At 66.8% G+C, this 13,551-nt stretch carries 15 protein-coding genes and 1 pseudogene; 10 read left to right on the plus strand and 6 right to left on the minus strand.

What is annotated here, in order from left to right:
• Positions 1-26: 26 nt before the first annotated feature.
• A complete protein-coding gene (locus tag VGN58_RS14320) occupies positions 27-1,841 on the minus strand; it encodes a DegV family protein (RefSeq protein ID WP_327483851.1) in 1,815 nt (604 codons plus the stop codon).
• Between the two features lie 192 nt (positions 1,842-2,033).
• Here VGN58_RS14320 and VGN58_RS14325 point away from each other — a divergent pair, with 192 nt between their 5' ends.
• Both VGN58_RS14325 and VGN58_RS14330 read left to right on the plus strand, forming a co-directional pair.
• Entirely contained in the window at positions 2,034-2,357 is a 324-nt protein-coding gene (locus tag VGN58_RS14325; RefSeq protein ID WP_327483852.1) for a hypothetical protein, read from the plus strand.
• Positions 2,324-3,137: pseudogene (locus VGN58_RS14330) on the plus strand (zinc-dependent peptidase). The gene VGN58_RS14325 and the pseudogene VGN58_RS14330 overlap by 34 nt, the downstream one beginning before the upstream one ends.
• A gap of 1 nt (position 3,138) precedes the next feature.
• Here the strand turns inward: VGN58_RS14330 and VGN58_RS14335 are convergent.
• The 5 genes from VGN58_RS14335 to dusA form a co-directional block, all read right to left on the minus strand.
• Complete coding sequence (locus tag VGN58_RS14335; protein WP_327483854.1) at positions 3,139-4,593, minus strand: sensor histidine kinase; 1,455 nt, start codon at positions 4,591-4,593, stop codon at positions 3,139-3,141.
• 28 nt (positions 4,594-4,621) lie between these two features.
• Positions 4,622-5,308 (minus strand): response regulator transcription factor, encoded by a 687-nt coding sequence (locus VGN58_RS14340; protein WP_055937106.1) that lies wholly within the window; start codon positions 5,306-5,308, stop codon positions 4,622-4,624.
• A gap of 76 nt (positions 5,309-5,384) precedes the next feature.
• On the minus strand, positions 5,385-5,789 hold the full coding sequence (locus VGN58_RS14345; RefSeq protein WP_327483855.1) for a hypothetical protein: 405 nt from the start codon (positions 5,787-5,789) through the stop codon (positions 5,385-5,387).
• 147 nt (positions 5,790-5,936) lie between these two features.
• Positions 5,937-6,860 (minus strand): arginine deiminase-related protein, encoded by a 924-nt coding sequence (locus tag VGN58_RS14350; protein WP_327483856.1) that lies wholly within the window; start codon positions 6,858-6,860, stop codon positions 5,937-5,939.
• A 2-nt stretch (positions 6,861-6,862) separates the two neighbouring features.
• Entirely contained in the window at positions 6,863-7,864 is a 1,002-nt protein-coding gene (gene dusA, locus VGN58_RS14355; RefSeq protein ID WP_327483857.1) for a tRNA dihydrouridine(20/20a) synthase DusA, read from the minus strand.
• A 116-nt stretch (positions 7,865-7,980) separates the two neighbouring features.
• Between dusA and VGN58_RS14360 the strand changes: the two genes are divergently transcribed.
• The 8 genes from VGN58_RS14360 to VGN58_RS14395 all read left to right on the plus strand — a co-directional run bounded on the left by VGN58_RS14360 (position 7,981) and on the right by VGN58_RS14395 (position 13,521).
• Entirely contained in the window at positions 7,981-9,018 is a 1,038-nt protein-coding gene (locus VGN58_RS14360) for a site-specific integrase (RefSeq protein WP_327483858.1), read from the plus strand.
• Positions 9,015-9,674: a hypothetical protein gene (locus VGN58_RS14365; RefSeq protein ID WP_327483859.1), complete on the plus strand. Its 660-nt coding sequence runs from the start codon at positions 9,015-9,017 to the stop codon at positions 9,672-9,674. Before VGN58_RS14360 ends, VGN58_RS14365 begins: the two co-directional genes overlap by 4 nt.
• A gap of 100 nt (positions 9,675-9,774) precedes the next feature.
• Entirely contained in the window at positions 9,775-10,026 is a 252-nt protein-coding gene (locus tag VGN58_RS14370) for a hypothetical protein (RefSeq protein WP_327483860.1), read from the plus strand.
• The gene (locus tag VGN58_RS14375) at positions 10,023-11,279 is read left to right on the plus strand and encodes an AAA family ATPase (RefSeq protein WP_327483861.1); all 1,257 of its coding nucleotides are present in this window, start codon (positions 10,023-10,025) and stop codon (positions 11,277-11,279) included. Before VGN58_RS14370 ends, VGN58_RS14375 begins: the two co-directional genes overlap by 4 nt.
• 264 nt (positions 11,280-11,543) lie before the next feature.
• A complete protein-coding gene (locus VGN58_RS14380) occupies positions 11,544-11,786 on the plus strand; it encodes a terminase small subunit (protein ID WP_327483862.1) in 243 nt (80 codons plus the stop codon).
• 84 nt (positions 11,787-11,870) lie between these two features.
• Positions 11,871-12,860, plus strand: coding sequence for a hypothetical protein (locus VGN58_RS14385; protein ID WP_327483863.1), 990 nt, complete (start codon positions 11,871-11,873; stop codon positions 12,858-12,860).
• Entirely contained in the window at positions 12,857-13,237 is a 381-nt protein-coding gene (locus tag VGN58_RS14390; RefSeq protein ID WP_327483864.1) for a hypothetical protein, read from the plus strand. The genes VGN58_RS14385 and VGN58_RS14390 overlap by 4 nt, the downstream gene beginning before the upstream one ends.
• 14 nt (positions 13,238-13,251) lie before the next feature.
• The gene (locus VGN58_RS14395; protein WP_327483865.1) at positions 13,252-13,521 is read left to right on the plus strand and encodes a hypothetical protein; all 270 of its coding nucleotides are present in this window, start codon (positions 13,252-13,254) and stop codon (positions 13,519-13,521) included.
• Positions 13,522-13,551: the final 30 nt, after the last annotated feature.

A 13,551-nucleotide genomic window follows, 5' to 3' on the forward strand; every position in this document is an offset into this window, starting at 1 on the left:
CCATTATGGGCCACGCCCCCGCGGGCTCAGGCCTCGGGCGCCGGTTGCACCGCCACGATCAGCGCACCGGGCCCCGCATGCGCCCCGATGGCGGCGCCGGTTTCCACCAGGCGGTCCTCGCTGATCTGCAGGCGCGTGCGCAGCGCGGCCAGTAGCCGCTCTGCACCGGCGCGGTCGTCGCAGTGGCCGACGATCAGCCGCCAGCGCTGGCCGGCCGGCAACTGGCGCGCCACGCGACGCGCAAAGGCCTCGGGTGCCTGCGCGCGCGTCAGCAGGATGCCCGCGACCACCATGCGGCCGTCCACGCTCATCTTCGCCATCGGCGTCAACGCGCTGAGCCGCGCGATCGGCGCCGCCCAGCGCGGGATGCGGCCGCCGCGCACGGCGTGGGAGATGTCCGGCGCGATGGCCCACATCCGCGTCAGCGGACGCAGGCGCTCCAGTTCGGCCACCACGCTCGCGTCGTCCTGCCCCTGCGCCGCCAGCTCCGCGGCACGCCACACCAGCAGTGCCTGCCCGCAGGCCGCATTGACCGTATCGAACACGCGCACGCGGCGGTCCGGATCGCGTGCCGCCGCGTGCTCGCCGGACTGCAGCGTGCCCGACAGCGCACGCGACAGGCCCATGTAGAGCACGCGGGCGTGGTGCGCGAGCGACAGCTCGAACTCCCGGCGGAAATCGCCCGGTGGCGGCTGGCTGGTGCGCGGAAGCTGATGCGACGCCGCCATGCGCCGGTAGAACTCGGCGGTCGACAGCCCGATCTTGTCCAGGTAGTCGCGGCCGTCCAGATCCACGCGCGCCGGGACCACGCCGATGGCGTACCGCTCGGCGATGTCGTCGGGCAGGTCGGCGGCGCTGTCGGTGACCACCACCAGCGGCTGCGGTGCGGCGGCGACCGCCTGCTGGCGGATCATGTCGTCGGCCTTCATGGCCTCCACGCGCCCCTGCTGCGCGCAGGCGTCGAACAGCGCCTGCGGGGAACCGGTGTGCGCATGCACGCGCAGACGCGCGCTGCCGCCGGCGATGACGATGGAGTCCGCGCCTGCCGCTTCCAGCGCGGCGCGCAGGCGGTCGCGGTCAAGGCCGTCGCCGAGCAACAGGCATTCGGTGCACCAGCGCCGCGCTGGATCGATCTCGTGATCGTGCGTCGGCAGCGCACCCCCATCGTTGGCCGCGACCGGCGCACCGGCGCGCACGCGCACCGCACGCGGACCGCCCTCGACGAACTCGGCGATGCCTTCCAGCAGGTCGACGAAGCCCTGCGCACCGGCATCCACCACGCCGGCCTTCTGCAGCAGCGCCATCTGCCGAGGCGTGTCCGCCAGTGCCCGCCGGGCGCGGGCGAGCGCCCGGGTGAAGCCGCTGCGCGTATCGGGTTGCGCACTGTCCGCCGCCGCGTCCAGTTCGTCGGCGAAGGCGGTGATGACGCTCAGGATGGTGCCTTCGACCGGCTGCGCCAGCGCCTGTCGCGCGCTCAGCGCTCCCTGCCGTACCGCCGCCGCCAGTGAACGGACATCCAGTTCCGGCAGCGTGCGCACCCGCTCCGCTACGCCGTGGAGGAACTGCGCCAGGATCGCGCCCGAGTTGCCGCGCGCACCGTCGATGGCGTCGTTGCCGACCCGGCTGAGCAGGTCGCCGGCGTGCTGGCTGGGCTGGCTCAGCGCGCCATTGAGCACGCTGCCGAGGGTCGAGGCGAGGTTGTTGCCGGTATCGCCGTCGGCCACCGGAAACACGTTGATGCGGTTCAAGCCGTCCCGTGCCGCGATGACCCGGCGGGCCCCGGCGATCAGGGCCAGGCGCAGGGCGGCGGCGGTCAGCGGACGGTCGGAAGGCGTAGGCATGGCGGGAGTCTGCCGTAAGCGCGGGCGCTCGCCTGTTGCGACGCAGCAGTCCGTCGGCGGTTTCCCTCGATCCGTCGCCGCGCGCCGGCATTTCGTCGCACGGGGCAGGCGGATCCGTGCCGGACGACACCAATCCGGCTATAGTCGGCGGTGTCATCTGGCCGCTGTAACTGACCGACAGGAGTCCCTCCGATGCTTCGCGCCAGCCTTGCCCTGCTGCTCCTGATCGCCTCGGCGGCCGTGTTCGCCCAGAACGGGCGCGGCGTCGCCGGCGGCAACACCGGCACCTGCCAGGACGTGGCCGACCGTGCGGTCGCCGAGCGTCCTGTCGATGCCGTTCCCACCGCCTCGGATGCACGCCGCGCGCGCGCCACCGCCGTGCGCAGCAAGTACGGGGCGCCGGCCTCCCTGACCTCGCCCACCACCACCCGGGGCGGTGGCGACGACGACGACACCCCGCTGCCGCGCAGCCGCGGCTCGAAGTGGCACAGCTTCCTGCCGGGCATGTTCCGCTGACGGGGGCGGCGATATCCGGTGATCGGACTCCTGCGCCGCCTGCGGCGCCCTTCCCCGTCGATTGACGACACCCTCTGGCAGCGCGTGCGTGCCGCCACCCCCTGGGTGGCGGCGCTGGACGACGCGCGCCTGGACCGGCTGCGTGCGCTGACCGCGCGCTTCCTGCACCAGAAGACCATCACCCCGCTGGCCGGACTGAGCCTGGACGACGCCCAGCGCGCGCAACTGGCGGCACTGTGCTGCCTGCCGCTGCTGGAATTCGGCGAAGGCGGGCTGCGCGGGTGGTCGCAGCTGATCGTCTATCCCGATGCCTTCCGCGTGCAGCGCACGCACACCGACGCCGCAGGCGTGCTGCACGAGTGGGAAGACGATCTGGCCGGCGAAGCTTGGGACCAGGGGCCGTTGATCCTGTCCTGGGCCGACGTGCAGGCCGACATCGCCGAGCCCGACGCCGGCTTCTGCGTGGCGGTGCACGAGATGGCGCACAAGCTGGACGTGCTGGACGGCGAACTCGATGGCACTCCGCCATTGCCGGACGCGTGGCATGGCCGCTGGGCGCGCGACTTCCAGCGCGCGTACGACGCATTCTGCATGCAGGTCGATCTGGGGCGCGAGACGGCCATCGACCCGTACGCGGCGGAAGCGCCGGAGGAATTCTTCGCGGTGGTCACCGAGTACCACTTCTCCGCACCGCACATCCTGGCCCAAGCCATGCCGGACGTGGCCGCACACCTGCAGCGCTTCTACGGTCCCTCGCCGATGGCCGCGGCGACAGCCTGAGTCAGAGACCGGGCGGCAGGCGCACTTCGAAGCGCGCGCCGCCGAGTTCTTCCGAGCGCCGTACCTGCAGCTCGCCGCGATAGTCGCGGATCAGGTCCTGCACGATCGACAGGCCGATGCCGTGGCCCTGCACGCGCTCGTCGCCGCGTACGCCACGCTGCAGCACCTTGGACACATCGTCTTCGGCGATGCCGGGACCGTCGTCGTCCACCGCGATGAACACGCCCGGCCGCCGCTGTGGCGCCGTCGCCCCCACCATCACCGTCAGCAGCACGCGCGAGCGCGCCCACTTGAACGCGTTCTCCAGCAGGTTGCCGATCAGTTCCTGCAGGTCGCCGGTCTCGCCGTGGAAGCGCGCACGCGGGTCGATCTCGAACTCGCAGATCACGCCCTTCGCCGCATACACCTTCTCCAGCCCGCGCACGATCTCCTCCGCGTGCGGCTCGATCGGCACGGCGGCGGAGAACAGCTTGTGGCCACTCGATGCCGCGCGCGCCAGCTGGTAGGACACCAGGTTGTTCATGCGCTTGAGCTGCACGTCCAGCTCGTCGCGCAACGCCTGCGGATCGCCGCCGCCGCTGTCCAGCTGCGTGCGCAGCACCGCGATCGGCGTCTTCAGGCTGTGGGCCAGGTCGGCCAGCGTGTTGCGCTGCCGCTCCAGGTTCTCGCGCTCGCTCTCGATGAAGGCATTGATGCTGTCGGTCAGCGGTTCGAGTTCGCGCGGGTGGCTCTCGGTCATGCCCGAGAGTTCGCCGCGCTGCACGCGGCTGAGTTCGAAGATCACCCGCCGCAGCGGCCGCAGGCTCCAGCGCAGTACAAGCATCTGCAACAGCAGCAGGATCACGCCGGCGCCGCCGAGGTAGACCCACAGCGATCCCCGGAACACCCGGATCTGTGCGCTCAGCGCCTGCGCGTCCTCGAAGATGTAGATGCTGTAGGGAATCTCCGGATGCTGGTGCGTCGCTGGCCAGGCGTAACCCACGCCATAGCGGTAGACCTCGCTTTCGCTGCCGTCGGCGCGGCGGATCGGCAGGGGTCCCTCGAACGACTCTTCCAGTGCGCCCAGCATGCGCGGTACGGGCAGCTCGGGGCCCAACGTCGAGTTGGACCCCCATGGTGGTACGCCCTGCAGCACGACCTGCGCATACATGCCGCTGTCGGGCATGTCGAAGCGGGGGTCGGGCGTGTTATAGGGCGGAATCAGGGTGCCGTTGCGACCGAACTCCACCTTGTCGGTGTAATACAGCGCGTAGCTCTTCAGGCGCTGCCGCAGGTTGTCCTCGGCGGTGTCGACGAAGGCGCGGTCCAGGGCGTACCCGGCCAGTGCGAGAAACGCCAGCAGCGCCAGGCTGGCGGCCAGCAGCTGGCGCGCGCGCAGCGAACGCGGCCGCCACCCGTCGAACCGGTCACGGCCGACGGGAGCGGAAGGCGCGGCGCCGGACGGTGGCGCAGGCATCAAGTGCAGGCGATGCCGGCGCGGGACATCAGCCTTCGCCGCTGCGCGGGATCGCGAAGCGGTAGCCGCGACCGCGGACGGTCTCGATCGGCTTCAGTTCGCCGTCCGGATCCAGCTTCTTGCGCAGGCGGCCGATGAAGACTTCCAGCACGTTGGAGTCGCGGTCGAAGTCCTGCTGGTAGATGTGCTCGGTCAGGTCGGCCTTCGAGACCAGTTCGCCGGCATGCATCATCAGGTACTCCAGCACCTTGTACTCGTAGCTGGTCAGGTCGACATTGCTGCCGTTGACGCTGACGGTCTGTGCGGCCAGGTCGAGCGCCACCGGGCCGCATTCCAGCGTCGGCTTGCTCCAGCCGGCCGCACGGCGCAGCAGCGCGTTGACGCGCGCCAGCAGTTCTTCCACGTGGAACGGCTTGACCAGGTAGTCGTCGGCGCCCTGCTTCAGGCCTTCGACCTTGTCCTGCCAGCTGGAGCGCGCGGTCAGGATCAGCACCGGGAACTTCTTGCCTTCGTCGCGCAGCGCCTTGATCAGTTCCATGCCCGACATCTTGGGCAGGCCGAGATCGATAATGCCCACGTCGAACGGCACTTCGCGACCCATGTACAGGCCTTCCTCGCCATCCTGGGCCGCGTCCACCGCAAAGCCTTCGCGCTTCAGGCGCGCGGCGAGGGTTTCACGCAGGGGGGCTTCGTCTTCGACCAGCAGGATACGCATGGACTCTCCTTGGGAATGCGGCGCGGCATCGGACCGCGCGGGACGTGCTCAGTTGAGCCTTGGATTTTACGTAAGACTACGGGCGCGGGGAGTTATCGCCGCGTGCAGGCTGCGGCGGCGGCGCGATGTCGCGACGCGGACGCACGGGAGAATCCAGGTCGCGGCGCGACGGGCCAAAATCGTCCTGCGTCCGGGTGCGCACCCGGCCACGCTCATCGATGTACTTGACGCGCGTGACGTCGCGTCCGTCGTACTGCATGCGCTCGACGCTCAACACCTGATTCCCCGATTCGCTGCGCACGCGGCGCACCGAATCGGACATGGAACTGCGGTGACCACGATCTTCGCCTCGCGGCGCTCCGCGTTCGCGAGGTGCATCCCCCCGGCCACGATCCTCCTGTGCCTGCACCACATGGGTGCCAGCGAGGGCGGCGAGGACCGCCAAGGCAACGGCGGCGAGGGTCGGAACGCGAAAACGCATAACGGAATCGTAACGGAACTGGGCCCGCGAAACTGAACGAAACCCGAAACCGCCTCTGAAGAATGGACCTGAAGTTTTGGACCGTGGCGGTGAATCGGTTCTGAATTTATCCACAGGGCTACGCCCCGCATTCAGCCACCTGAATACTCAGAAAATCTCGGCAACACAACACCTTAGCGAGCCGCCACCGGCCTCGATCGCGTCCAGCGCCACGCTGTGCACCGCGAAGCCCACCGCCGCCAGCCCCGCCACGGTCGCCGGCCGCAACGCCTCGTGGGCACGCCGGCTCATCCACACCTTCCCTGCCGCCAGCGCGATGGCGTTGCCGGCGAAGGCGGCCTGCTCGGCGTCGGTCAGCGCCATCACGCCACCCGGGTACAGCGCCTCCAGCGCAGAGGTCAGGCCCGGCGCCTCCACGCCACCGGGGTGGATCAGCGCCGCGCGGCCGGCCAGCACCGCCAGCAGCACGTTGGTGTGGTATTCGCCCGGGGCCAGGTCGAACAGCAGCGTGGCGCGCAGGCCGAAGGCGTCGTGCATCCGCGCCGCGCCCACCTCGTCGCAGCGCTCGGACAGGCCGCAGAAGCCGATGCCGCGTGCGCGGTCGATCACCAGCGCGCCGGTCAGCTCACACGGATGCGGCTGGCTGGACAGGTCCACTTCGGCATAGCCCAGCGTGTCGCGGAAGAAGCCCCGGATGTCCGGACGCCGGGCCTCCCGCTGGCGTACCTCATGCCGCATCCGCCCGACGATCAGGCGTGCCTCGCCCTCGACACGCGCGGTGGCGAACACGTTGTTCGGGAACACGGCATCAGGCGTCGCCTCGTCACCCGGGAAGCACACCACCGGCACGTCCCGGGACAGTGCGCGCTGCAGGGCATGGTGCTCGCGGAGTGCCGCACCGGTGTCGAACGCGCCGGCGTCGGCCATGTAGCGGTTGTCCTGCGCCGACTGCTCGGCCCGCATGAAGCCGTCCGGCGACACCAGGAACGCCGCCCGCGCCGTCGCCGGGCCGAAGTCCGGCGCCAGGGTGCGCGCATGCGCGACGAAGTTGGCGATGTCGCGCGTGATCATGCTCAGGCGGCCGGCCGCAGTTCGCGCGTGGTCGCGGCCAGCGCCTGCTCCACCAGTGACCAGCCCGCACCGGGCTTGTGCGCGCCTTCGCTGAGGATCTGGCGGAACGTCCGCCCGCCGGGCTGCGCATGGAACAGGCCCAGCACGTGCCGGGTCAGGTGCTTCAACGCCACCCCCTTGGCAAGCTGCGCTTCCACATAGGGGCGCCATGCGCGCAACAGCTCCGCACGCGGGCGCATCTGCCCACCGAACAGCGCGATCTGCATGTCATGCAGCACATAGGGTTCGTGGTACGCCGCGCGGCCGATCATCACGCCATCGGTGTGTTGCAGGTGTTCGTGCACCTGCGTCGTGGTGGTGATGCCGCCGTTGATGGCCACCGTCAGCCCGGGCCGCTCGCGCTTGAGCCGATAGGCCCAGTCGTAGCGCAGCGGCGGGATCTCGCGGTTCTCCTTCGGCGACAGGCCCTGCAGCCAGGCCTTGCGCGCATGCACGAAGAACGTGTCGCAGCCGGTCGCGGCCACGGTGTCGATGAAGGCGAGGAACAGGTCGTAGTCTTCCTGCTCGTCCACGCCGAGGCGGCACTTCACGGTGACCGGGATGCTGACGGCGTCGATCATCGCCGCCACGCACTCGGACACCAGCGCCGGCTCCTTCATCAGGCACGCGCCGAAGCGCCCGGCCTGCACGCGATCCGACGGACAGCCGACGTTGAGGTTCACCTCGTCGTAGCCCCAGTCCTGCGCAATGCGCGCGGCCTGCGCGAGGTGCGCCGGATCGCTGCCGCCGAGCTGGATGGCGACGGGATGCTCCACTGCGTCGAACCCCAGCAACCGGTCGCGGTCGCCGTGGATCACCGCCTGCGCGTGCACCATCTCGGTGTACAGGCGCGCATTCGGCGCCAACAGGCGGTGGAAGACCCTGCAGTGAGTATCGGTCCAGTCCATCATCGGGGCGACCGAGAGGCGAACATCCATAACCTGTTGTTTTAATTCACTATTCATTTGATGCTCAGTGCGTTTAAACGCCCTGTGTGCGGCCTATCGTGCACACGTAGTGCACACACGGGGAACATACGGGTAAGATTTGGTACACGACTGGACGGACACAGATTGCACACATGGCTACGTTTACCCAGCTACCGTCCGGCAAATGGCGCGCCCAGGTTCGCCGGGGAGGATTGTATCGGGCCGCCACGTTCCCGCTTAAACGGGATGCTGAAGCTTGGGCGCGAACCATCGAGGGGCAAGCCCACCAGGTAGCCGCCAGCGGGCACGCCCAACCGCCAAAGGGCGCCACGCTAGGCGACCTAATCGACGCCTATAAAGAGACTGGCGCCGGATCGGGCGGCAAGACGAAGGCCGCAACCCTGGCGATGCTCGGCGCACGGCTCGGCAAAGTCCGCTTGGCCTCCCTCTCGGCGATCGTTCTTCGGGACTTCGTCGACCAGCGCGTCGAGGACGGCGCCGGCGGGGTAACGATCGCCGCCGATCTATCCTTCCTGGGGGCGGTGCTGAAGTGGGGGCGCCACGCTCGGCATCTGGACATTCCAGCCGACCTCCCGTCACAGGTCCGCGCCTCGCTGAAGCATCGCGGCCTAGACACGCGCAGCAAAGAACGCGAGCGCGAGCCGACGGACGAAGAACTGAATCGACTTTACGCACATTGGGGCGCCAGCAGCCGTCAGCGTATCGACATGCCGACCCTCTGCCGGTTTGCGTTGGCAACCGGGATGCGTTTAGGGGAGATTTGCTCCCTACGTGTCGAGGACGTCGACCTGAAGCGAAAGACGGCATTGATCCGCGACCGCAAAGACCCGCGCAACAAGGTCGGGAACAATCAAACGGTTCCGCTGCTGCCTGCCGCGGTCGACATCCTGAAAACGGTAATGGATGACCGCGAAACGGGTAGCGTTTTCCGCGCTAATGCGGACTCGGTATCGACAGCATTCACGCGCGCATGCAAGTCACTAGAACCGCCGATCGCCGACCTGCATTTCCATGACCTCCGACACCGCGCAACAGCGCAATTTTTCCGCATGGGGCTGGACATTCCCCGCGTCGCGCTTCTTACGGGGCACAAGACGTGGACGATGCTGCGCCGCTATACGTCCATTAAACCGGAAGACGTCCATGCACTTATTGGAGAAGCTAAATGACCGCAAGGACGAAGCCGGAGTTCGGCACCGCCCCCGGATTCTGGATTGATCCGGCCTACCTGCCCGACGCGGTGCGACTTTCATTGCACATCGAAGCCAGGAAATCCGGGCTAACTCCCGAACAACAAGAAAAACTGGTGAGGTTCGCAGGTGAGTTGGCGCAGATGCCGAATCTTGGCGATGAAGCGATCGCCACGCAGCGGGATCAAATCACCAAGATCGCATCCGAAGCGCGACGGCTTCTAGCCAGCCTGAAGGGACTCAGTCCCGCAGCCGCACAGACGCTCGCCATGTACGCGCGCGATGCGCTTGTCGAGCGCCCGCCTTCGCTCTCCCCGGATATGGCGGACCGCCTTTCGGGCATGGAACGAAATGCCCTCCTGGACGAAGCATGGGAGTGGGCGAATGCTGTCGAAGCTGTGAGTGAATACGCCGCGTCGCAGTTAGAGCCTTCACGTCAGGCAAAGCCGAAGCAGGCGCGTGCGCGCGCACTTGTCTCTAACTTGGCTGGCTTCTATTGGCGGATGACCGGCGAGTTTCCTGCCGCCGACCCGGCCGCATGGTTTGCCGGCTTCACAGATCGTCTTGGCGAGCAGCTTGGACTAGAGATCGGCCCCCGTATCGTGAAGTCAGGAATCGAAGACGCGAAACGTTGATCGCCTGAAGACGTCGATCAACGCCGAGGCGCACACGGTACCGCGCCGCTGAAATAGCCCCGTACACGAACCGGCATCCAGCCGGTAATGACGGGGAAACATGGTCACAGACCAGCCAAATGAAACCGAGCGCCTTCGCCACATGGCGGACGCCCTTGATTGCCTGCTAGAAGAAGACTTCCGCCTACTGGCGGGGGCCACGCAAGGCACGATTGAAGCCTGGCGCAAACGCGGGCAAGGCCCGTCGTACATCCGACTCGGCAATCGAGTCCTCTATCCGCGTGACGCCGTTGCGGAACACCTGAAGTCGCTTGCACGTGAGCGCACGACGCCGCGGGTGACCTTCCTGTGACCTTGGCTGCACAAAGTGACAAGCACAATGCACGCATCGCGATAGACGCCTTCGCGCGCTGCCTAGCCATCGGGCAAGCCGGACTTGCCGACGCTTATGAGCGTGCCGAGGCTGCGGGCGACTTCGACACCTGTGAGCGACTCGCCGCACAGGTCGGGTGCCCGTTCGACGGGCCGCTTCCCGGCAAAGAACCCCTATTCGCTTCCGTCGACTTGTCCGACATAGAGGGCGCTTCCTACGATGCCCCCGACTATGTCGTCCAATCTCTACTGCCTCGCGGCCATGTGACGTTGTTAGGCGGACACGGCGGCAGTGGCAAGTCGATGCTCGCCCTGACTCTGGCGGCGCACGTCGCCGCGGGTCGGGACTGGTGTTCGTTGTACACGGCCAAGCTGCGATCGGTGTTTGTATCTCTGGAAGACCGCGGCGAGCTGGTCCGGTATCGACTCCGCAAGATCGTGGAAAGCTACGGCCTGAACGCGACTGAGGTCATCGGCGGCCTGACGATCTTGGACGGCACGGACTGTCCCGTCCTGGCGAGTGAGCTGGTGACCTATGGTGAACGCTCACTGGCTAAGACTGCCGCCATGCTGGAACTGGCTGACGCAGTGAAAGGCGCCGGCCTGGTCATCATCGACAACGCCAGCGATGCGTTTGACGGCCAAGAGAATGACCGGCGCCAGGTGCGGGCCTTCGTTCGCATGCTGGCGGAGATTGCACGCGAGAACGACGCCGCCGTCTGTCTGCTCGCACACATCGACAAGGCGGCCGCCAGGTATGGCAGTGCCGGCAACTCCTATTCGGGGTCGACGGCCTGGCACAACTCCGCACGTTCCCGACTCGCCCTGCTGTCGGACGAAGGGTCCATCGAGCTTCGCCAAGAGAAGTTGAATCTCGGCAAGGCAAGCGATCCGATCGCCCTGGAATGGAATGATCGCGGCGTCCTGAAGCCAATTCACTTCTCGGCGCGAGCGGCGACCGACGAGCTGACGATCCTCGCCGCGATCCGGGAGGCAATCTCTGCCGGGGTCACGGTCAACACGGCGCACGCTAGCGCCTTCAGCTCGGCGAAGTGCCTGGAACCCTATCTCCCACCCGAGTTCGCGAACGCGAAGGGCGGGAAGCGCGTGAATCGCGCTCTCGCGAGCTTGCAAGCCTCGGGGCATATCCGTCGCGACCGATACCGCAGCGACAACCGAAAGGATCGGGAGCGCTGGGTATTGGCGCACCCCGCAGGGGGCGAACCCCTGTGATCCAGGGTGCGCCGATATACCCCATACCCCATTGGCGCATTGGCGCGCCCTGTGGGACGCGCGCCATTGGCCGTAGTGGATTGGCGCGCTATTGGCGCGGCATTGGCGCATTGGCGCGGGGTAGAACCCCTCCCCTGCCCCTGTGGATAAGTGCGGGTCCTTCCGGACCCCCACGGCCCCTGCGGGGTCGACGACGCCGCGCCATTCGCGGTGTGCGTGGGCTTCCAGCGCTTTTTTCTTTTACCTCACCAGGAACAGAGCCGCATGTCTGAATCAACTTCAGGTGCTTCGATCCGTCGCGTAAACCGCGCCGGCATTGCAAAGGTGTTCGGCGTGCCGGTCGCTGAAATCGATAAATGGGTCGACTCCGGCTGCCCGTACATCAAACGGGCGAAGACCAAAGGTGACGCCTGGGTCTTCGATACGGCCGACGTCGCCAACTGGCGACTGGAAATGATTCGAAGCAGGCGCCCACTGCCGCCGCTAGCTCGAAGCCTGCGGCGTTGATGCGCCAACTTCACCGATCAACGCCATATCGACGAATGTCCGCCGCCGCAAGAATGGCCGCATCAACAACGGAAAACCGACCGCATGAAAACCAGTCTCTCCGCTGATCTACTCCGCGCAATGCGTGACGCCCGCAACGCCCAGCCCTTGCGAGGTCATACGCCGGAAGGCTTCCAGGAGCCGACCGCCTATCTGCCCGCCAACATGGCTCGCAGCATTCCCGCATGCATGAAGACGTCGAGCTTGCCTGCTGCGTTCAATCAGGACGGCACCCTTCGCCGGACGCCGAAAGGTGTGCCGTCGGGGACGTCGCTGACGATGGACCGCGCGGTCATCGCAAACTCTCGTGTGAACGCTGCCGGTGCGCGCGTCCTGGTGGTGGAAGACAATCGAACGGCCCATGCCGTCAGCAACAAGAACGACATCGCGTTGCAACGCGTGCCGGTCGAATTCCGCACGGTGGCCCCCGCGGTGTTTCAAGACGCCAATCTTGAGGGCGAAACGGAGCAGGGGGAGATTGGCCGACCGGGGAACATCGGTGGTGGCTCAGAGCTGACACTGGCATCGCTGCCGGTCAGTATCGCTCGCCTTGACTGGAATCAAGCAATCACAAAAGGCGTTCGATTCGCCGTTTCGCGCGGTGATCTTCGACTGATCGGCGACGAAGAATTCTGCGAGGAAGTCGCTATCGCACTCACGCTGGGTGCGGCACGTGCGGCTGATGAGGCCCTGCTGTCTGCCATCCTGGCTGCGTCACCGTCGGCGTTCACCCTGGCGAAGGCTGCGTCCGCAGGCTTGGCATTGCCGGAGCTTCGCGGCCTCGTGGGGACCGCCGGTGCCTCAGGGACGATCGCTGAAGACGGCTCGCTCCGTGCTGCTGGCATCGTCGCCGAGCTGACGGCCGACTCATCGCAAACGCTCATCGGAGCGTGGGACCGCGCAGCGATTGCCATCCGTGACGATATCGACATCCACTTCAAGCGTGTTGGTTTGAATGGTGGCTTGGAAGTCATCGCGTGGATCAACTTGCTCCCGCTTGTGCCGGATGCAACTAAGTTCTGGACCGTCGCATGAAGCGACTGTCCGCAAGATTGGCCGGCGGGCGGGAGAAGGAGGATTCCACGCAGGGTCCTGCCTCCGACGGACCTGCGCCGCCGGCCATGCTCTATCCCGCTGCCTTGGATGCAGCGATCGAATCAGCCTGGTTCGCCGCACGTTCGCACACGGACGATGGCCCTCGCGTATGTGTCCACTGCCCTGCTCTCGGCGGTGGCTTCATCTACGACAAGACAGATATCGAAAGCCGAATTCTCCGCCACTTCCCCGAATGCGACGCCGCCGCGGTCCAGCGAGCTTCGCTGCACCTACGTAGCCGCTTCATGCAGTACATCCGTGAATCATCCCAACCCATCAGGCAGCGTCAGTCGTGGCTTCACGGCTGGCGAAACTAAGGAACCTATCCCGCATGGCAACTATCCAGAAAACCAAGACCGTGACCGCCACCCGTTGCCACCTGAAGGTGGTTGGCAGCCGGATCGCCACTGACAGGCACATTACCTTCGCGATTAATGGGGAATTCGTCGCCCTTGGGAGCATCGTCGAAGTCAGCATGGACGAGGCAACCGACCTGGTAGCGCGTGGCCTTGCGGTTGACGCCACCGAACAAGAAGTCGAAGCCGCTGGCGAAGATATCGTCATCTCCCCCTCGCGCAACGAAACCTGGCGCGACGCCTAATGGCTGCCAAGCGCAAAGCGCTGGTGCCAC

Source organism: Pseudoxanthomonas sp., from assembly GCF_035999195.1.
In the GTDB taxonomy this organism is placed as follows: domain Bacteria; phylum Pseudomonadota; class Gammaproteobacteria; order Xanthomonadales; family Xanthomonadaceae; genus Pseudoxanthomonas_A.